19 protein-coding genes are annotated in these 18,966 nt (G+C 66.5%); 10 read left to right on the forward strand and 9 right to left on the reverse strand.

Annotated features, from left to right (window positions below):
* Positions 1-14 precede the first annotated feature (14 nt).
* Positions 15-1,082 carry a DUF2066 domain-containing protein gene (locus PKE71_RS14360; RefSeq protein WP_271187684.1) on the reverse strand — a complete coding sequence of 356 codons (1,068 nt, stop codon included), beginning with the start codon at positions 1,080-1,082 and terminating at the stop codon, positions 15-17.
* Between the two features lie 132 nt (positions 1,083-1,214).
* Here PKE71_RS14360 and purM point away from each other — a divergent pair, with 132 nt between their 5' ends.
* Both purM and purN read left to right on the forward strand, forming a co-directional pair.
* Positions 1,215-2,255, forward strand: coding sequence for a phosphoribosylformylglycinamidine cyclo-ligase (gene purM, locus PKE71_RS14365; protein ID WP_271187685.1), 1,041 nt, complete (start codon positions 1,215-1,217; stop codon positions 2,253-2,255).
* Between the two features lie 15 nt (positions 2,256-2,270).
* Entirely contained in the window at positions 2,271-2,921 is a 651-nt protein-coding gene (gene purN / locus PKE71_RS14370) for a phosphoribosylglycinamide formyltransferase (protein ID WP_271187686.1), read from the forward strand.
* Positions 2,922-2,936: 15 nt separating this feature from the next.
* On the opposite strand, the gene PKE71_RS14375 is transcribed toward purN, so the two are convergent.
* Positions 2,937-3,677 carry a class I SAM-dependent methyltransferase gene (locus tag PKE71_RS14375; protein ID WP_271187687.1) on the reverse strand — a complete coding sequence of 247 codons (741 nt, stop codon included), beginning with the start codon at positions 3,675-3,677 and terminating at the stop codon, positions 2,937-2,939.
* Between the two features lie 108 nt (positions 3,678-3,785).
* Between PKE71_RS14375 and arfB the strand changes: the two genes are divergently transcribed.
* Positions 3,786-4,202 carry an alternative ribosome rescue aminoacyl-tRNA hydrolase ArfB gene (arfB, locus tag PKE71_RS14380; RefSeq protein ID WP_367277642.1) on the forward strand — a complete coding sequence of 139 codons (417 nt, stop codon included), beginning with the start codon at positions 3,786-3,788 and terminating at the stop codon, positions 4,200-4,202.
* On the opposite strand, the gene PKE71_RS14385 is transcribed toward arfB, so the two are convergent.
* Positions 4,199-5,437, reverse strand: a complete 1,239-nt coding sequence (locus PKE71_RS14385; protein ID WP_271187689.1) for a winged helix-turn-helix domain-containing protein — start codon at positions 5,435-5,437, stop codon at positions 4,199-4,201. The two genes, arfB and PKE71_RS14385, sit on opposite strands and share 4 nt — an antisense overlap.
* Positions 5,438-5,567: 130 nt before the next feature.
* Between PKE71_RS14385 and PKE71_RS14390 the strand changes: the two genes are divergently transcribed.
* Positions 5,568-7,031, forward strand: a complete 1,464-nt coding sequence (locus PKE71_RS14390; RefSeq protein ID WP_271187690.1) for a S41 family peptidase — start codon at positions 5,568-5,570, stop codon at positions 7,029-7,031.
* Here the strand turns inward: PKE71_RS14390 and PKE71_RS14395 are convergent.
* Both PKE71_RS14395 and ndk read right to left on the reverse strand, forming a co-directional pair.
* A complete protein-coding gene (locus tag PKE71_RS14395) occupies positions 7,028-7,651 on the reverse strand; it encodes a LysE family translocator (protein ID WP_271187691.1) in 624 nt (207 codons plus the stop codon). The two genes, PKE71_RS14390 and PKE71_RS14395, sit on opposite strands and share 4 nt — an antisense overlap.
* A gap of 144 nt (positions 7,652-7,795) precedes the next feature.
* Positions 7,796-8,218: a nucleoside-diphosphate kinase gene (gene ndk / locus PKE71_RS14400; protein ID WP_271187692.1), complete on the reverse strand. Its 423-nt coding sequence runs from the start codon at positions 8,216-8,218 to the stop codon at positions 7,796-7,798.
* 299 nt (positions 8,219-8,517) lie between these two features.
* On the opposite strand from ndk, the gene PKE71_RS14405 reads away from it, so the two are divergent.
* The 3 genes from PKE71_RS14405 to PKE71_RS14415 all read left to right on the forward strand — a co-directional run bounded on the left by PKE71_RS14405 (position 8,518) and on the right by PKE71_RS14415 (position 11,331).
* Positions 8,518-10,398: an ABC-F family ATP-binding cassette domain-containing protein gene (locus tag PKE71_RS14405; RefSeq protein WP_271187693.1), complete on the forward strand. Its 1,881-nt coding sequence runs from the start codon at positions 8,518-8,520 to the stop codon at positions 10,396-10,398.
* Positions 10,399-10,593: 195 nt separating this feature from the next.
* On the forward strand, positions 10,594-10,902 hold the full coding sequence (locus PKE71_RS14410; RefSeq protein ID WP_271187694.1) for a hypothetical protein: 309 nt from the start codon (positions 10,594-10,596) through the stop codon (positions 10,900-10,902).
* Between the two features lie 123 nt (positions 10,903-11,025).
* Entirely contained in the window at positions 11,026-11,331 is a 306-nt protein-coding gene (locus tag PKE71_RS14415) for a HigA family addiction module antitoxin (RefSeq protein WP_271187695.1), read from the forward strand.
* Between the two features lie 41 nt (positions 11,332-11,372).
* On the opposite strand, the gene PKE71_RS14420 is transcribed toward PKE71_RS14415, so the two are convergent.
* From PKE71_RS14420 to PKE71_RS14435, 4 genes are all read right to left on the reverse strand, one after another.
* Positions 11,373-11,765, reverse strand: a complete 393-nt coding sequence (locus PKE71_RS14420; protein WP_271187696.1) for an I78 family peptidase inhibitor — start codon at positions 11,763-11,765, stop codon at positions 11,373-11,375.
* 19 nt (positions 11,766-11,784) lie between these two features.
* Positions 11,785-12,120 carry an I78 family peptidase inhibitor gene (locus tag PKE71_RS14425; RefSeq protein WP_271187697.1) on the reverse strand — a complete coding sequence of 112 codons (336 nt, stop codon included), beginning with the start codon at positions 12,118-12,120 and terminating at the stop codon, positions 11,785-11,787.
* Complete coding sequence (locus PKE71_RS14430) at positions 12,117-12,569, reverse strand: DNA polymerase III subunit chi (RefSeq protein ID WP_271187698.1); 453 nt, start codon at positions 12,567-12,569, stop codon at positions 12,117-12,119. Before PKE71_RS14430 ends, PKE71_RS14425 begins: the two co-directional genes overlap by 4 nt.
* A gap of 254 nt (positions 12,570-12,823) precedes the next feature.
* A complete protein-coding gene (locus tag PKE71_RS14435) occupies positions 12,824-14,308 on the reverse strand; it encodes a leucyl aminopeptidase (protein WP_271187699.1) in 1,485 nt (494 codons plus the stop codon).
* Between the two features lie 123 nt (positions 14,309-14,431).
* Here PKE71_RS14435 and lptF point away from each other — a divergent pair, with 123 nt between their 5' ends.
* From lptF to PKE71_RS14450, 3 genes are all read left to right on the forward strand, one after another.
* Positions 14,432-15,571: an LPS export ABC transporter permease LptF gene (gene lptF, locus PKE71_RS14440; RefSeq protein WP_271187700.1), complete on the forward strand. Its 1,140-nt coding sequence runs from the start codon at positions 14,432-14,434 to the stop codon at positions 15,569-15,571.
* Entirely contained in the window at positions 15,568-16,665 is a 1,098-nt protein-coding gene (locus PKE71_RS14445; protein ID WP_271187701.1) for an LptF/LptG family permease, read from the forward strand. The genes lptF and PKE71_RS14445 overlap by 4 nt, the downstream gene beginning before the upstream one ends.
* Positions 16,666-16,749: 84 nt before the next feature.
* A complete protein-coding gene (locus tag PKE71_RS14450) occupies positions 16,750-18,942 on the forward strand; it encodes an LPS-assembly protein LptD (protein WP_271187702.1) in 2,193 nt (730 codons plus the stop codon).
* Positions 18,943-18,966 lie beyond the last annotated feature (24 nt).

Raw genomic sequence — 18,966 nt, forward strand, 5'->3', positions numbered from 1 at the left:
GCCGGTTCAAGGGATCACCGGGTGGCAAGCACCACCCAGCCCAGTTCCGGGTGTTCTTCCAGTGCGGCGCCGCGTTCGGCAAGTTCCGAGACCAGCTGATCCAGTGCACCGCGATACTGCACCGTCATGCGCGCACCGTCGCGCGACAACGCGTCGAGCTGGGCATTGCGCACCAGCGATGCACGCGCCAGCGCCGTCTGCAGACGCCGCCATTCGTCGATACCGCTGTAAAGCACCGTGACGCGCATCTCGGTCTCCTCCATGTCGCGCACAATGCCCTGGCGCTTCCAGGCATCCTCGCGCTCGATCACGAAGAAGTCCGCCGCCTCGGCCCAGCCGCCATAGAAACTCATCGGGCCCCAGGTATCGACAGCCATCGTCCCGTCCTGGGCAAATTCCACCATGTAACCGCCGGCCCGCACCGCCTCGGAGGGCTGTTGGGCCGCGCGCAGGATCGCGATCCGGGTGACGCCATACTGCATGGCCAAGGCCGAAAGCGCGGCTTCATCCAGCTGCAGCGCCTGGCGCGCGGTGATCGGCGCCATTTCCGGATCGGCCGTCGCCAGCGTCATCGGCGTCAGAGCATGACGGAAGCGCCGGCTCTGCCACGCCTCGCGCCAGGGATTGTCACGCCACAGCACCAGGTCGCCGCCGGCATCCAGCACCGGCAGGACGAGCGTCGCGCGTGCCGGACTGTCGACAAAGGGAATACCGTAGTTCTCCAGGACGCGTGCCACCGAGCGGCGATGGAATCCGACATCCAGCTTGGCGAGGTAGCGGGTGCCGCTGCGCTGCTCGTCGCGAATCTGCAGCCCGGAGATCATTTCCGCGATGATGGCATCGTCCAGGGCAAACGCGGCGCTTTCCAGCGGCGTGCCGACCCGGTCCTCTGCGAGGGTCAGACGCTCGATCAGCCGGCGCGCAGCGGCCCGCTGGCCCTGCTGCATCGCCGCGGTCTGCGCCTGCAGCGCGTTGTCGGCGGTCGCATCGATCTCCACGCCGGTGACCGTATAGGGGTCGTCCGCCTGCGCCGCTGCCAGCGGAACAAGGCTCAGACACAAGGCAGCGAGAAGGAATCGCACGGCAGGCTCCTGTCAGGTTCGGATGTCGCGCCACTATAACCGGACGCAGTCGCGCGTGAAGCCCGTGGCTTGCGTCTGAGGCGGGTTTCGACTGTACTCCGCCGCACTTTGACAGAAGGCTGGGGAATCGGCATGGCCGGAACCGACGATAGCGGACGCAAGAACGGGCTCACCTATGCGGACAGCGGGGTCGATATCGACGCCGGCGATGCCCTGGTCGACCGTATCAAACCGCTTGCTGCCGCAACACGCCGCGCCGGTGCCGCGGCCGATCTCGGCGGTTTCGGCGGCGCCTTCGATCTCAAGGCCGCCGGCTATCACGACCCGATCCTGATTTCCGGCACGGACGGTGTCGGCACCAAGCTGAAACTGGCGATCGCAACCGGCATTCTCGACACGGTCGGCATCGACCTGGTTGCGATGTGCGTCAATGACGTGCTGGCGCAGGGCGCCGAACCGCTCTTCTTCCTGGACTATCTGGCGACCTCCAAGCTCGATCCGGCGCGCGGCGAAGCCATCGTCAAGGGCATTGCCGAGGGCTGCAAACAGTCCGGCTGTGCCCTGATCGGCGGCGAGACGGCGGAAATGCCCGGCATGTATGCCGAGGATGATTTCGACCTGGCCGGTTTCGTCGTGGGGGCTGCCGAGCGCGGCCGCCTCCTGCCCGACCATGACGCCATGAAGGCCGGCGATGTACTGATCGGTCTCGCCTCCTCCGGCGTGCACTCCAACGGCTTCTCGCTGGTCCGCAAGGTGATGGAAGTCGCAGGGCTGGACTGGTCCGACCCGGCTCCGTTCGAACCGGGCAAGACGCTGGGCGAGGCCTTCCTGACGCCGACGCGGCTCTATGTGAAATCCTGCCTGCCCCTGATCAAGTCCGGCCTGGTGAAGGGCCTCGCCCACATCACCGGCGGCGGCCTGGTCGAGAACCCGCCACGCATGATGCCGGACGGTCTGGAAGCCCGGATCGACTATTCCGCCTGGCCCCTGCCGCCGATGTTCCAGTGGCTGGCCGAAACCGGCGGGATCGAGGTCCGTGAAATGCACCGCACCTTCAATTGTGGCGTCGGCATGCTGCTATGCGTCGCACCGGAGACTGCGGATGCTGCCCTTGAGGCGCTTGCCTTGACCGGCGAGCGCGCCATGATTGTCGGGCAAGTCGAGACAGCCTGACCCAGGATAATCCCGATGGCGAAGACCAAGATCGCCGTGCTCATTTCCGGGCGCGGATCGAACATGCAGGCGCTGCTGGATGCGGCGAAGGACGAGGATTTCCCGGCCGAGATCGTGCTGGTCGCCTCGAACCGGCCCGATGCCGCTGGTCTGGCCGTTGCCGAGGCGGCGGGCATCGCGACCGAAGTCATCGACCACCGCGACTATGAGGGCCGCGCGGCTTTCGAGGAAGCGCTGGACTCGACACTCAAGATGTACGGCCCGCGCATCGTCTGCCTGGCCGGCTTCATGCGCATCCTGACGCCCTGGTTCACCGAGCGCTGGCGCGATCTGCTGATCAATATCCACCCCTCCCTGCTGCCGGCCTTCAAGGGGCTGCACACGCATGAGCGGGCGCTGGAAGCCGGCGTGCGCATCCATGGCTGCACGGTGCATTATGTGCGTCCGGAAATGGATGACGGTCCGATCATCGGCCAGGCCGCCGTACCGGTCCTGCCCGGCGACACGCCGGACACGCTGGCCGCACGCGTGCTGGAAGCCGAGCACAAGCTCTATCCGCAATGCGTCGCCCTCGCCTGCTCCGGCAAGGCCCGGGTTGCCGGCGAACGCGTCCGGCTGCAGGTCCGCGAATTCGGCGCCGAATTGCTGATGAACCCGCACGACTGACGACGGAGCCGGGGCTCAGCGCTTTTGCGTCAGATAGCCGGCGATATCGAGCGCCTGGAAGAAGCGGACCGGCGGGGCGAAGCCGACAGCTTCGAGCAGCTCTGCCAGACGCGCCTCGCTGACCGGGTGAAAATCCTCCGCCATGCGTTCCACGGTGCGTGCCGCAAGCGACGGGTCCGGTGCAACCGACTCGATCCAGCGGCTGAAAGCCGGACGCGCTGCGTCTTCGAACAGCAGTCCGAGATCGGCCAGGATCAGCGGCGCGCCGGGCCGGAGACGATCGGCCAGATCGGCAAAATAGCGCGCCTTCTCGCCAGTGTCGGGCAGGAAGTGGGCGACCAGAACGCTCAGCGCCGCGTCATGCCGGTGGAGCGGTGTGTACTCACCCAGTGTGCTGATGCGGAAGTCGACCTGTTCCAGACAGCCCAGCATTTCCGCCCGGCGGCCGGCAATGGCCAGCATGTCGGGCGACGGATCGACGGCGGTGAAACACCATTTCGTCGACTGGAAGGCCAGTTCGGACAGTTCGGCGCCGGTGCCCGCCCCGCTCAGCAGGATGGAGGCAGCGCCGCGTCCGATCCGCGCCGCCAGGACGGGTGCGATCAGTTCCTGCAGCACCGAATAGCCCGGCACGAGACGCCGGATACGCGCATCGTAGGACCTGGCACCCGAGCCCGAGAAACGCCCGCTATCCGGGGCTGACTGGCCTGCCGCCGCGCGGGCAGCGGCAGGCGGGATTTCAATGGAGTGTGTCATGAGCTCCGGATAGCATTATTGCGAATGTGTCGCAATTGCATTTCTTCAACTTGCCCTTTTTCTGCGCAGCGCCGAAACACGGGCGCAGGAAAGGAGGCGAGCGGTTCCATGCGCATCACCGACACGCTGAGCATCGACGAGAGCGAAATCGAGGAGCGCTTCCTGCGCGCCTCGGGCCCGGGCGGCCAGCACGTCAACAAGACCGAGAGCGCCGTCCAGCTGCGCTTCGACGTCGCCCGTTCGAGCCTGGAGCCGGGTGTGAAGCAGCGGCTTGTCCGGCTGGCCGGCTCGCGCATGACCCGCGAGGGCGTCCTCGTGATCCGGGCGGAGAACCAGCGATCCCAGGACCGTAACCGGGCCGAGGCCCGCGAGCGCTTGCGCGTGCTGATCGAACGCGCCCTCACCCCGCCCAAGCCGCGCAAGAAGGCCCGCCCGTCACTCTCCTCCATCCGCAAGCAGAAAGAAGCCAAGGCCCGCCGCTCGCAAACCAAGGCCATGCGCCAGAAACCGGCACCGGACAGCTAGTTTTCAGAGCCTGCACAGAGTTCCGGATCACCCGTCCGGGCGGCGCCTTCCGCGCACAGCGCGTCGGCCGCGGCCGGATCGCCGTTTTCCCGCAGCAGGGCGGCGAGTTCGGTGGTGGCAGCGCGGTTATAGGGGTCCCAGTAGAGCACGCGGCGGTACCAGAGTTCGGCGGTCACGGGATCCTCACGCAGGGCATGGCCGCGCGCGATGCTCAGCCCGGTCGGGCTGTACCAGGGCCGGATCAGCACGGTCTGCGCGTCATAGACCCGGCTCATCGCATCATAGGCACGTTCCAGATAGGTCAGCGCCAGATCGGCCTCGCCCTTGAGAGCGTGGAGGTCCGAGAGGTTGACCCAGGCTTCCCAGGCATCCGGGTCGAGCGTCAGGGCGCGGTTGTGCGCCTCGATCGCGCCGTCGAGATCGCCCTGTGCCGACAGGGCCAGGCCCAGCGCCCGGTAGCCCAGCGGGTATTCGGGGTTCGATGCGATGGCCTGCCGCGCGAGAGCTTCAGCCCGTTCCAGCTGCCGGGCGGCCGCGGTTTCGCGTGTCTGGCCGGACGCCAGCGCCGCGCCGATCCGCGACTGCCCGGCCTCACCGGGCCAGTCGTCCGGCCGGGCGCGGATGACGCGCTGGGTGATCGTGTTGGCCAGCCCGGCGAGCGCACGCGGACTGTCGGGCTCGAGCGCCAGCGCGGCCTCGTAGAGCCGCATGGCGGCGTCATTATCGCCGGGCTGGAACTGGTAATAGAAATCGTCCGCGCGGTCGGTCAGGCTTTCAGCACGATCCGCGGGTGCACCGGGCGGAGCGATACGGTCGCGCACCAGCCAGAAGACCGGAAAGGCCGCCAGCAGCACGAGAGCTCCCACGACGCCGCGCACCCAGGCGGGAACGGCGCGCACCGGCGCCGGAAGGGTTTCCGGCTCGGCCGGCACCAGCAGGCGATAGCCGCGCTTGGGTACGGTCGCGACATAGCGTGGCGAGCGTGCCGGGTCGCCCAGCGCCCGTCGCAGCTTCCACACACAGCGGCCGAGCGCGTCGTCATTGACCGTGACCCCGGGCCAGATGCGTTCGGCAATCGTCTCGCGCGACACCACATCGCCTTCGGCTTCGGCGAGCAGGCACAGCAGGTCCATCACTTTCGGCTCGACATCCTGGCTGCCGCCAGGACCGGCGATCCGGCCGGCCCGCGGTTCGACACGCCAGTCTCCGAGCTTGAATGCCCTGCCGTACTTCATTGATTTTACAGTCCCCTTGCCCCGGTCAGAAAAAGGTCAGACCATCAGGAAGATTGGGTCATGGCCTTTTGTCAGGCGGCGCCCCCAGTGTCCGGGCAGCCCCACCTGAAAGAAGACACGGGAGACCGGGATGCTCAAGAGCCTGACCCTTTGCACCGCACTGATGACAGCCGTCGCGGCACCGATCGCCGCACAGGCCCCGACGCCGGACACAGTCTATGAGGCCGACGTGGTCCGCGCCGATTTCGACCGGCTTTATGCCGGCTTGCGCGCGGCGCATTTCGACCTGTTTGCCGTCACGCCGCAGGCCGTATTCGACCAGCGGCATGCGGAAATGCGGGCCGGTTTCGACCGGCCGATGACCCGCCTCGATATCCGCCGGGAGTTCCAGGAATTCACCGCGCTGGCCCGTCATGCCCATGCGCGTATCGATTTCCCGATGGAGGCCTATGGCGCCTTCCGCGCGGCCGGCGGCCGCGTCCTGCCGCTGACGATCTCGATCCGCGAAGGCCGCGTCTTCGTGGAGACACGGGCGGCAGCCCTTGAAGACCTGGCGCCGGGCGACGAGATTCTCGCCTTCAACGGCCAGCCGAACACGGTCTGGATCCCGGCCCTCACCCGGCACCTGTCGGCCGAGACGCCACGCTTTGCGCACACCTTGCTGGAAACCTATCTGCGCGGCCTGGTCTGGCTGGAATGGCCGGAGATGACCGAGGCGACGCTGGACGTGCGTCATGCCGACGGATCGGTGGAGACCCTCACCCTGCCCTTCCTGAGCGGTGACGCACTGGCCCCGGCTGAAGAAGGCGAACAGCCTTTCAGCCTCGATGGCCGCGAGGCGCGCATGATCGGCAGCGATATCGCCTATCTGCGCCCGGGCCCGTTCTACAATACCGAGCCGGACGGGAATGTCTGGGATACGACGGGCTTCGCCGCGTTTGTCGACAACAGTTTCAATGACTTCCGGTCAGCCGGTGCAGAGGCGCTGATCCTCGATCTGCGCGACAATCCCGGTGGCGACAACTCCTTCTCCGACCGGGTCATGGCCTGGATCGCGGACCGGCCCTTCCGCTTTGCCTCGCGCTTCACAGTACGGGTCAGCGAGGAGACGACCGCGGCGAACCAGGCCCGCCTGGACACGCTGCCGGAGGGTGAAGGCGGCATGTCGGCGACCTATGCCGACCTGTTTGCGGCCCATGCGCCGGGCGAGACCGTTGAGATCGACCTGCCCTATGCCCAGCCGCGCCCGGACGGAGACCGGTTCGAGGGACAGGTCTATGTGCTGATCAACCGCTACAGCTTCTCCAATGCGGTGACCGTGGCGGCGCAGATCCAGGATTACGGCTTCGGTGTCATCACCGGCGAGACGACAGCCGACATGGCCACCACCTATGGCGCGATGGAGCAGTTCACCCTGCCCCGTACCGGCATCATAGTGGGTTACCCCAAGGCCCATATCGTACGCATAAACGGTGCATCGGAGTCACATCCGGTGACACCGGACATCGCCCTCGACTTTCCCGTCCTGCGCGGGCCGGAGGATGTCGTTCTGGACCAGCTGGTCGCGCATGTCCGCACCGCGCTCGACGGCTAGCCCTTCAGGATGATGGCGATCGTGGCGAGCAGGAGAAGCGCGATCGCGAAATTGAGGATGCGGGCGTGGCGGCGATCGGTCAGGAAGCGATTGATCACGCCGCCCGCCAGCAGCCACATCAGCCCGCAGGGCGCACCGAAGAGCAGGAAGGTCGCCATGAACAGCATGGCCCGCTCGCCGGCCGTGTCGGCCAGGGCGATATAGGCGCCGGCCGTCGAGATGGACATCAGGAGCGCCTTCGGATTGATCCACTGGAAGAGCGCCGCCTCCCAGGTGCGGAAGGGCCGCGAGCGGCGCTTGGGCGCCTTGGCGTCGCCCGGTTCGGCCGGACGCGCCAGCCCGGCCCGCACGAAGGCGAAGGCCATCCAGGCCAGCCACAGCGATCCGCCCACCTTCACCACATCCAGCGCCACCGGATAGCGGGCCACGAGTGTGCCCAGGCCGAACACGGCCGCGACCAGCAACAGGTTGAAGCCGATCTGCACGCCCAGGAAATGCGGCACGGTGCGGCGCACGCCGAACAGCGCCGAGGAGGACATCAGCATGAGATTGTTGGGGCCCGGCGTGGCCGACATGGCGACGACAAAGCCGACCAGGCTGAGATAGAGGGCCATGTCCATGAAGCTTCCCCGCGCGACGTGCAGCGCAGGTAGGGGGCGGAACGCACAGGATCAATGCCGCAGGGACAAAAAGCGGTGCGCAAAAAGAAAGGGCCCGGCGATCGCGCCGGGCCCTGTCCTGCAGTCGGGAATGGCAAGTCCGGCTTAGCCGACGATCTCGTCGTCGGAGAAGAAGAACTTGATCTCTTCGGCAGCTGTTTCCGGCGCGTCGGAACCGTGCACGGAGTTTTCGCCGATCGACAGGGCGAATTCCTTGCGGATGGTGCCTTCGGCAGCTTCGGCCGGATTGGTGGCGCCCATCACTTCGCGGTTCTTGGCAATGGCGTCTTCGCCCTCCAGCACCTGCACGACGACCGGTTCGGAGATCATGAAGTCGACCAGTTCACCGAAGAAGGGACGCTCCTTGTGCACCGCGTAGAAGCCTTCGGCCTGCTCGCGGGTCATGTGGATGCGCTTGGACGCGACGACGCGCAGGCCGGCCTCCTCGAACTTGGCGATGATCTTGCCGGTCAGGTTACGCTTGGTGGCGTCGGGCTTGATGATGGAGAAGGTGCGTTGCAGCGCCATGGGAAAGGTCCTCGAAGACTTTTTGTGACTGTCCGGGCAAACCGGCCTCTGGGATTCGCGCGGCTTATAGCGGCGCTTGCGCCCAGCCACAAGCCGCGCGGCAGGGACATTCCAGCAAGGGGTGCGGTGAAGCGGTTTTCCCAACTTTCTCTTTTCCCCGGCCCTGTGCCGGGGCCTGGAGGAGTCTGACCTTGAAATGCCGCCAGACCCCGGAATAAATCCGGGGAAACCGGTCTGCTGGTTTCCCCATCAGCCTTTCCGGATTGATCGGTTCGCCGCTCCGCGCTAACGGCCTTCCCATGTTGCACATCAATGATCTCACCTACCGCATCGAAGGCCGGATGCTGTTCGACCAGGCGACGCTCTTCCTGCCGGCCAAGGCCAAGATGGGTCTGGTGGGGCGGAACGGCACCGGCAAGTCGACCCTGTTCCGGCTGATCCGCGGCGAAGCCGTTGCGGAAAGCGGCGATGTGCGTGTGCAAAAAGGCGTGCGCGTCGGCTCGGTCGCCCAGGAAGCGCCCGGTGGCGACGAGACCCTGATGGATGTGGTGCTGGCCGCCGATAGCGAGCGCGCCGCCCTGCTCGCCGAAGCGGAAACCGCGACGGATCCCGACCGGATCGCCGAGATCCAGACACGGCTGGCCGATATCGAGTCGCACACGGCGGAGGCCCGCGCCGGCTCGATCCTGTCGGGGCTGGGCTTTACCGGCGAGGAACAGCAGCGCCCCTGCCGCGAATTCTCCGGCGGCTGGCGCATGCGCGTCGCGCTGGCGGCGACCCTGTTCGCGCGACCCGACCTCCTGCTGCTCGACGAACCGACCAACTATCTCGACCTGGAAGGCGTGATGTGGCTGCAGAGCTATCTGAAAACCTTCCCCGGCGCCGCCCTGGTGATCTCGCACGACCGCGACCTCCTGAACGGCGCGATGCAGAAGATCGCTCACCTGAAACAGGGCAAGCTGTCCGTCTATGAAGGCGGCTATGACGATTTCGAAAAGGCGCTGGCCGAGAAACAGCGCCTGCAGATGAAGCTGGTGGAAAAGCAGGAGGCCGAGCGCCGCCACCTGCAAAGCTTTGTCGACCGGTTCAAGGCCAAGGCCTCGAAGGCGAAACAGGCCCAGTCGCGGGTGAAACGGCTGGAGAAGATGCAGGTTGTCGCCACCCAGGTGGAAGACCCGGTCGCCCCCTTCGACTTTCCCAATCCGCAGCGCCGCATGGCGCCGCCCATCGTGCGCATGCTGGACGTGTCGGTGGGCTACGAGCCGGGCAAGCCGGTGCTGCGCGATATCAGCCTGAATATCGACACCGAGGACCGGATAGGCATTCTCGGCCGCAATGGCGCGGGCAAGTCGACCCTGGCCAAACTGCTCAATGACCGGCTGGAACCGCTCTCGGGCCATCTGCGCAAGCACAAGAAGCTGGAGATCGCCTTCTTCGCCCAGCACCAGATCGACGATCTGTCGCCGGACATGTCGGCCTACCAGCACGTGATCGAGCTGATGGAGGACGCCACCGAGGCCCAGCGCCGCGCGCGCCTGGCCCGGTTCGGCCTGCCCGGCGACCGCCAGGAAACGCCGGCAAAGAACCTCTCCGGCGGCGAGAAGGCGCGCCTCCTGTTCAACCTGATCACCTTCGGCGGCCCGCACCTGCTCATCCTCGACGAGCCGACCAACCACCTCGACATGGACAGCCGCGCCGAGCTGATCAACGCCATCAATGCCTATGAGGGCGCGGTGGTGCTGATCACCCACGACCGCCACATCATCGAAAGCTGCGTCGACCGGCTCTGGGTGGTCGGCGACGGCACGGTGACGCCCTATGACGACGATATCGAGACCTATCGCCAGTCCCTGCTGGGCCGGGTCGCCCGCGACGCCCGCGGCAAGAAGCCTGCGCCGGCCGACGAGAAGTCGCAGCGCCGCCGCGACAAGGCCTCGCTGCGCGAGACGCTGAAACCGCTGAAGGCCGCAGCCGCCCGCTGGGAAAAGGAAGCCGAACGCCTGCGCGGCGTCATCGAGATCATCGACAAGGGCCTCGCCGCCCCCGGCCTCTACGAAAAAGACCCCAGGACCGCCACCGACCTCCAGATCAAGCGCGCCAAGGCCGTCGACCTCCTCGACACCGCCGAACTCAACTGGCTGGAAGCCGCCGAAGCGCTGGAAACCGCGCAGGCAGAGTAGTGCTCGCACACTAACCCCTTGTTGCGCCAAGCGCCTATCCGGTTAATCAATCCTTAAGAGTCGGTTTATACAATATTACCCGAAATCAGCCGAGGTGCCTGGAGACATGCCTGCCGACTGCCTGTCGAGCCCTGTGAACGGTGAACCGGTCCGCGTGTGCGGACGGGGCGGCGTGTGCCGGGCGGGCGGTGCGGCATGAAGATCGATCCGCCGGTTGCGGCCCCGATCTCGCTGGCCCAGGTGCGCAGGATGCGCGCCCGCACGCATCCGCGCGGCGGCGATTTCCGTCAGGAAGTGCCCACCCATGCGCCCGAAGTGATGCATGTCGATGCGCTGGCCCCGGCCGATCCGGACAGTCATGAGCCGCCGGAATTCGACGATGTCGAGATCACGCGCGACGATGCGCTGGAAACCGCCCGCGACATCGCCCACGAACTCGCCGCCCTCACCCTGCCCATCGCCAACTGGCAGGCCACACGGGTGCACCACCTGTTTCATCCGTAAGAGCCGGAGGCCTCGAGGCCGGCGTCCTTCCCGCATGGGTGGACGCGGATGTACCGATCATCGATACATTCCGCTTGACGATGCACCGGTTACCGGCTCAGCGGCCAATATGGAGGGCTCGAGATGAAGCAGACCGTATTCACCCGCCAGACCTCGTCCGTCGGCGAACATCTGCAGGACTTCATGTCGGAGATGGGCCTCAAGGCCCCGACCCTCGCCAAACGGCTGCATGTCGGCCGGTCCCGCCTGCAGCGGTTGCTGGAAGGCGCGCGCTGCGATGCAGACATGGCTCTGCGGCTGGCCCGCTTTTTCGGCACCACGCCGCAATACTGGATGAATCTGCAGGCGCTGCGCGATCTGTCCGCGGCACAGGTCGAGGCCGGTGACACGATCCAGCGCGATATCGTGCCTTTCGACACGGCCGCCTGAAATCCGCAGACGGCCCTGCGGTATATCCTGAACGATTGGGATCAGCCGCAGGCCATGCTTTCGACGATGTCGTTCTCGTTGACGCGGATGGTCAGCCGGTCGGGGCGGTAGTCCATCGTCACCGGCGTGTCCGGGCCGACGACGCGGTAGTTTTCCGGCATGGCATTGCGCGGGACATTGACCCGCGGTTCGCCGACGAAATGCTGCAGGTCTTCCATGCCGCAATCGCCGGTGATCGGCGGGCGCACGGGATTGGCGTCGACATCGCCGGCATCTTCCAGCGGCGGCAGGGCCGGCGCGGCATTGCCAGCGTCTGCGGACGGGTTGCCGGCGATCTCGGGATAGGGTGCGGGGGCCGGTGTTTCACCGCCGCGCGTTGTCAGGGCACAGCCCGCCAGGAAACAGGCAATCAGCAGGGAAAGACGGGTTTTCATCGCACGCTACTCGACCGGGTCAGCCACACCAGGGCCGTAGAATGACGCCCGATTCGGCCAGGTCAAGGTTCAGGCGCGACGGGCGGTAGTCCTCGGTGATGGCGGTGTCGGGATAAATCAGGCGGATATTGCCGGACAGGCTGTCCAGATCGACCTCCCCGACCTGCTGGCCGACGAGATAGCCCATCTGCGTGGCCCCGCAGGGGCTGGTGTCCGGCGCGGCGATATCGCCGTCCATGTCCCCATCCATATCCGGCGGCGGCAGGGCCGGGCCGGACGGCCCCATCCCGCTGCCCCCGCTGGAACAGGCGGTAACGGCCAGAGCGGCGAGCGCGGCGAGGACTGCGTGTTTCATGCCTTCTTCTCCCATCTGCCCTCGGGCGACTGGCGCCAGTAGGACACGGTGCGTCCGTCGGCGGCCGCCTTCTTCCAGAGTGCGCGGGCATCCTGGACCGAGGCCTCGTCATGCCCGTCGAACATGACAATCATGCGTTCGAACCCGTCCGGATTTTCCGGTTCGGCGCCGTCGAGCAGGAAAAGGCACTGGGCGCCGTTGGGATTGGCTTCGTCCCCGGCCAGCAGGATGGGCTGTCGCGCCTCCTGCCCCGCCCCCGCCTGGCCGTGCGGCGTGAAACTGTCGTCGCGCCAGCTCCACAGCCACTGGTCCAGGGCTTCCAGACGCCGCGCGTCCGGCGAACGCACCAGCGCCCGCCAGCCCCGCGCCAGGGTCTTTTCCAGCAGTTCGGGAAGAACGTCTTCCAGGGCGGAACGTTCCAGATGGTAGAACCAGAGTTCGCCGCTCATCGCCCTCTCCTGCATCTGAACCCGGGTCCAGTGGACAGTATAACAATGCCGGTGTCATCCCGCCCCCCCGCCTACGCGGGCGCAAGCTTCTGGCCCGCACAGGCGGGCCGCAGGGCCGGGACCCATAACCGCCGGACGTGGGAAAGCGTGGCTCCGCTGCCGGCGTCAGCTGGTCAAAGTGCGGGCGTATAGGTCCCGGACTTCCGCCCGGCACAAGGCCGGGCATCCATCCGGGATGACATGAAAGCCGGGCCTCAGCCCTCGTGATTGTCGCGCACGAAGCGGTCGAGAATGCGCACGCCCCAGCCGGTGCCCCAGCTCGGCTGGCGCGGATCGTCCTTCGGGCTCATGCCGCCCATCGCCGTGCCGGCGATGTCGATATGGCACCACGGACGGTCATTGACGAAGCATTTGAGGAATTCCGCGGCCGAGATCGAGCCGGCCAGGCGCCCCTCGCCGACATTCCTGATATCGGCATTCTTGGTCTCGATGTGCTTTTCATAATCCGGACCCAGCGGCATCCGCCACACCGGCTCGTCGCTGTCATTGCCCGCCTTGAACAGGTGATCGGCGATCTCGTCGGAATTGGTGAAAATGCCGGCGCGGGTATTGCCCAGCGCGATCAGCATGGCGCCGGTCAGGGTCGCAAGGTCGATGATCAGCTTCGGCTTGAACCGGTCCTGGGAGTACCAGAGCACATCGGCCAGCACGAGACGGCCTTCCGCGTCGGTATTGAGGATCTCGATCGTCTGGCCGGACATGGAGGTGACGATGTCGCCCGGGCGCTGGGCATTGCCGTCGGGCATGTTCTCGACCAGGCCGACAATGCCGATGGCATTGACGTTGGCCTTGCGGCCGGCGAGGGCGCGCATCAGGCCGACCACCGCGGCCGAACCGCCCATATCGCCGCGCATCTCGTCCATGCCGGCACCCGGCTTCAGCGAGATACCGCCACTGTCGAAGGTCAGGCCCTTGCCGACGAAGAGCAGCGGTGCGTCGCCCTCCTTGCCGCCATTCCATTTCATGATGGCGATCTTGCTCTCGAATTCGGAGCCCTGGCCGACACCCAGAAGCGCGCCCATGCCCAGCTCGGTCATGTGGACCTCGTCGAGAATCTCGATCTCCAGGCCGAATTCGGCCAGGCCCTCGATCTTCTTGGCGTAGGTTTCCGGGTTCAGCACGTTCGGCGGCAGGTTGGTGACGTCGCGCGCCAGGTCGACCCCGTCGGCCACAGCCCCCCAGCTCGCCCATTCCGCGTCAGCCGCAGACGTGTCGTCGACGACGATGGAGACGGTCTCCAGCGAGGGCTTCTGATCGTCCTTCAGCCTGGTGCGGAACTGGTCGTAGCGATAGGCGGCCAGACGCGCACCGAGCGCGGCGCGGGCCGCGCCTTCCGCATCGGTCTCGCCATTGAGCGCGACGGCGACATCGGTCTCGCCGCTGGTCAGCAGCAGCTTGGTGACGGCCGCACCGGCCTTTTCCAGCGTCGAGGCCGAGCGCTTGTCCTTCTCGCCCAGGCCGAACAGCACGATGCGGCTGTTCTCGACACCCGACGGCGCCACGATTTCAAGCGTCTGGCCCGGCTTGCCGGAGAAGCGCGAAGCCGCCACGGCCCGCTTCACGGCGCCCGAAGTCGCCCCGTCCAGCGTCTCGGCTGCAGCCGACAGGCTCGCACCCTCATAGACCGGCACGGCGATCGCTCCGGACGTGCTGGCGGCAGCGGCGAATTCGATTTTCATGGCTTCCCTCTCCGGTGTGGCGAAGGCCCGGACATGTCATCCGGGCGCAAAAACATATGTCGCGGAAGTGGTATCCGATCACGACGTGAGATAGAAGGCGGATCGCGCAGCACAAGCCGGATCATGATTCTCGTTCAGCGGTATTTCTTCAAGCAATTGCTCTGGCCCTTCCTGACCGCGGTCGGGGCCTTCGCTGCACTGGCGCTGCTGACGCAGTCGCTGTCGAATGTCGATCTGGTCTCCGGCTATTCGGAAACTGCACTGACCTTCATCAAGATCACGCTGCTGGCGCTGCCGCATCTGACCGCCCTTCTGGTCCCGCTCGCACTGTTCGTCGCCGTCCTGTCGACGCTGAACCGGCTGTCCGGCGACAGCGAGCTGGTGGTGACGCAGGCCTCGGGTCTCGGCCGGTTCGGCATGATCACGCCGGTGCTGCGCCTGGCGGTCTATGTGATGATCGCCAATCTCGCCATCAATCTCTTCGTCCAGCCGGTTTCCTATCGCGAGATGCGCCGCTCGCTGCACGAGCTGCGCTCGGACGTCGCCGCCAGCCTGATCACGCCCGGCGCCTTCACCCAGCTGGGCGACGGCGTGACCATCTATGCCCGCGACCGCGACCGGTCCGGCCGCATGCAGGACATCCTGATCGACGATACCCGCGGCGAGGAACAGTCCACGCTGACAGCGCGCGAAGGCGTCGTCGTGCGCACCGACGACCGCTCGGTGATGGTGCTGATCGACGGCAATCGCCAGCAGATCGACGAGGCCGGCGAGCTGTTCTACGGCTCCTTCGACCGCACCGAATTCGATCTGGGCGAGTTCATCGGCCCGGTCGACGCCATGTTCTTCAAGGAAAGCGACCGCTTCCTGCACGAGCTGATCTGGCCCGATGCCGGCACGATCGCGCGCACCGGCGGTCCCGAACGGGCCTGGGCCGAGGCGCACTACCGCCTCTCCGCGCCGCTCTACAACATCGCCTTCGCGCTGATCGCCGCGGCCGCCTTCCTGGCCGGCGACCACTCGCGCATGGGCCATTCGCGCCGCGTGATGATCGCCGTGGCCGCCGGCATGACGATGCGCCTGATCGGCTTCGGCGTGCAGTCGGCCAGTGCCGACGACAGCGCGATGAATGCCATGCAGTACATCATTCCGCTGGCGGGCATCGCCGGCGCACTGGCCGTGATCTACTGGCCCGCCCGCCGGCGCCCCAAGACCCCGCCCGCCGAGACGGCCCCGCTCGCGGGTGCGGAGGTGACGGCATGATCGGCGGCCGCCTCAATCGCTACATGCTGACCCAGACGCTGAGCGGGCTGGGCCTGGCGCTGCTGACCATCACCACGGTGATCGTGCTGGTCGATTTCGTCGAACAGTCGCGCGCCATCGGCACGCGGGTCGATGTGTCGACGCTCGACCTTCTCGGCCTGACCCTCTTGAAGACGCCGCTGCTGCTGGAAACCACCCTGCCCTTCATCTTCCTGTTCGGCATCCTGACCTCGCTGTTCCGCCTGAACCGCCGCTCCGAACTGATCGTGATGCGCGCCTCGGGCATGTCGGCCTGGCGGATCCTGACGGCGCCGATGCTGTTCGCCGTCGTGGCCGGCGTGATCGGCGCGACCGCGCTCAACCCGCTGGCCGCCGCCGGCAATGCCGAATTCCAGCGCCGCCGCGACGCGCTGATGAATGTGCGCCAGACGCCGGGTGTGGAAGAGCCGGTCTGGCTGCGCGAGACCACGGCTGACGGCTTCACGGTGATCTCGGCCATGGCACTGGAGGAGAACCGCCAGGAAGTGCGGCGCCCGACCTTCTATCACTTCTCGCTGAGCGATGAGGGCGTGCCCGGCCTGGAGCGCCGGATCGACGGGGCGACCGCGCAGCTGATGGACGGTTTCTGGGAAGTGACCGATGCCATCGAGCGCATTCCCAATGAAAGCGCGCTGGAACTGGGCATGATCACCCTGCCGACCCAGATCAACCGGCAGGCCCTGTTCGAACGCGCGCGCTCGCCGCAGGGCGTGTCCTTCTGGGATCTGCCGGGCCTGATCGCCACCGCCCGCGATGCCGGTCTGGCGACCGCACGCTACGAGCTGCGCTGGCACGGCCTGCTGGCCCTGCCCCTGACGCTGCTGGCGGCAACGCTGATCGCCGCCGCCGCGACCCTGCGCCTGCACCGGCTGGGCGGAGCGGCCGCCTTTGCGCTGGTCGGCGGGCTGGCCGGTTTCGTGATGTTCTTCTTCCAGGAAGTCCTCAGCTCCTTCGGGGCGACGGGCGCCCTGCCACCGCTGACGGCCGCCTGGGCCGCACCGGCGATCACCGCGCTGATGGCGCTGACCTATATCGCGTCGACCGAAGACGGCTGACGGCATGGACGCGGGCGGCGGGTTCGGCTAGTCAGGTTCGATCCGTTCGGCCGGGGTTCGGGACAGATCAAGGGGATGACGCGCATGGCGTCACAGGTTCGCCGCCTCGCGGCAGTTTTGTTGAGCACGACGGCGCTGGCGATGGCAGCTCCTGCCCAGGCGCTGGCGCAGACGCCGGAACCGTCGGACCCGCCCATCTACCTGGAAGCCGACCGGATCGACGATCTCGCCGAGGGCGGCTACGTCGCGCGCGGCAATGTGCGCGTGCGCCAGCAGGACCGCACGCTGATGGCGGACGAGCTGGAATATCATCCGCAAAGCAATCGCGTGATCGCCCGCGGTCATGTCGTGATCATCGGCCAGGGCCCCTACCCGCAATATGCCGACGAGGTCGAGCTCGATTCGGCCCTGTCCTCGGGTATCGCGCTGGGCTTTGCATCCAGGCTGGAGCGCAATGGCCGCGTGGCGGCCGCCTCGGCGATCCGCGACGAGAATGCCTCGATGACGCTGCGCGACGCCTACTACACGGCGTGCGAGCTGTGCGAGAACGGCGAAGGCAATCCGACCTGGCGCCTGCGGGCCCGCGAGGTGCACCAGAATGCCGAAGAGCAGATGATCTACTACCGCGATGCGCGGCTGGAAATTCTGGGCGTGCCGGTGCTCTACGCCCCGGTCTTTGCCCATGCGGATCCGTCGTCGGAGCGGCGCTCGGGCTTCCTTTTCCCGAAGATCGGCGTCTCTTCGCGCCTCGGCTTCGTCTACCAGCAGCCCTATTACTGGTCGCTGTCCCCGTCGCAGGACATCGTCATCGCCCCGCGCGTGATGACGAATGTGAACCCGCTGCTCTACACCGAGTATCGCAAGCGCTTCTGGTCGGGCTTTACCGAGTTCGAAGCCAGCGTGACGCGTGAAGCGGAAATCGACAGTGACGGCGAACGCTTCGGCGAAGAGGAGTGGCGCTGGCATGTGTTCGGCGGCGGCCGTTTCGAGATCAACGAGGACTGGCGCTGGGGTTTCGGCATCCAGCGTGCCTCCGACGATCTTCACCTGCGCCGCTATGATTTTTCCGAACGCGCCAAGGATCTCGGCCAGCCGATCGGGGCGGTGAACCGGCAGCTGGTCAGCCAGCTCTTTGTGGAAAACCGGACCCGGCACCGCTACGGGTCGGTGCTGGCGGCGACCTACCAGTCGCTGCAGACCGTTGTAAACGACGACACCTTGCCTCATCTGGCGCCGCAGATCGATGTGACGCAGATCGTCGATGCACCGGATGGCTGGGGCCGTGTCTCGCTCAATGGCAATGCGACGCACCTGACCCGCGAGTTGGGTTCAGACTATACCCGCGCCAGCGCGACGGCCGACTGGCGGACGCGCTGGATCGCGCCCGGTGGCGTGGTGGTCGAGCCCTTCGCGCTGGGCCGTGTGGACTATTACAATCTCGCCGACCTGCCCGTGCAGGCAGGCCAGGACGACACCGACAGTTTCACGCGTGCGCTGGGCCTGGTGGGTACAGAATTCAGCTGGCCATTCTATCGTCCCGGCGAACAGACCGATTGGGTGATCGAACCGGTCCTGTCGCTGGTCGCGGCGACTGATGACCCGGAGCGGGACCGCATTCTCAATGAGGACACGCTCTCGACCGATCTGGACGAGAGCATGCTGTTCGAGCCGGTCCGGGCGTCCGGCTATGACATCTGGGAAGAAGGCACACGAGCCAATTACGGCCTGCGCGCCACGGCCTTCTGGGGCGAGACGGGCCGTTTCCGCGCTTTTGTGGGCCGCAGCGAGCGCTTAGAGGGCGACGCATCCTTCGGCGCGACCAGCGGGCTGTTCGAAGAGAGTTCCGACTATGTCGTTGCCGGCGAGATCGACATCGCCCAGTTCTCCGCCGAGATCCAGACCCGCCTCGACACCGAAGACTATGACGTCAACACGCTGCAGGCGGCGGCATTCTATCGCGGCGACCGGTTCAGGGCCATGCTGGGTTATCTGGACACCAGCGACGATGCCGCCATTCGAGGGCCGCAGCGTGAACTGCGTGCCGATCTGCTCGTGCGCATGACCGACCGCTGGAGTGCGGTGGCGCGTGTGACCCGCGATATCGACCGCGATCTGTCGCGCCGCCAGGAGACGGGCTTCATGTATCGCGACGAGTGTACCCAGTTCGAGATTGTCTATCAGCGCGAGGATCTGGGCATCCAGAGCCTGGGCCCCTCGGAATCGATCCAGTTCCGGATTACCCTCTTCACCCTTGGCAGTCTGGATCCCGAACAGTAACGGTGTCCCGTGATTGCGCCCCTG

The organism is Maricaulis virginensis (assembly GCF_027922185.1).
GTDB classification, from domain to species: domain Bacteria; phylum Pseudomonadota; class Alphaproteobacteria; order Caulobacterales; family Maricaulaceae; genus Maricaulis; species Maricaulis virginensis.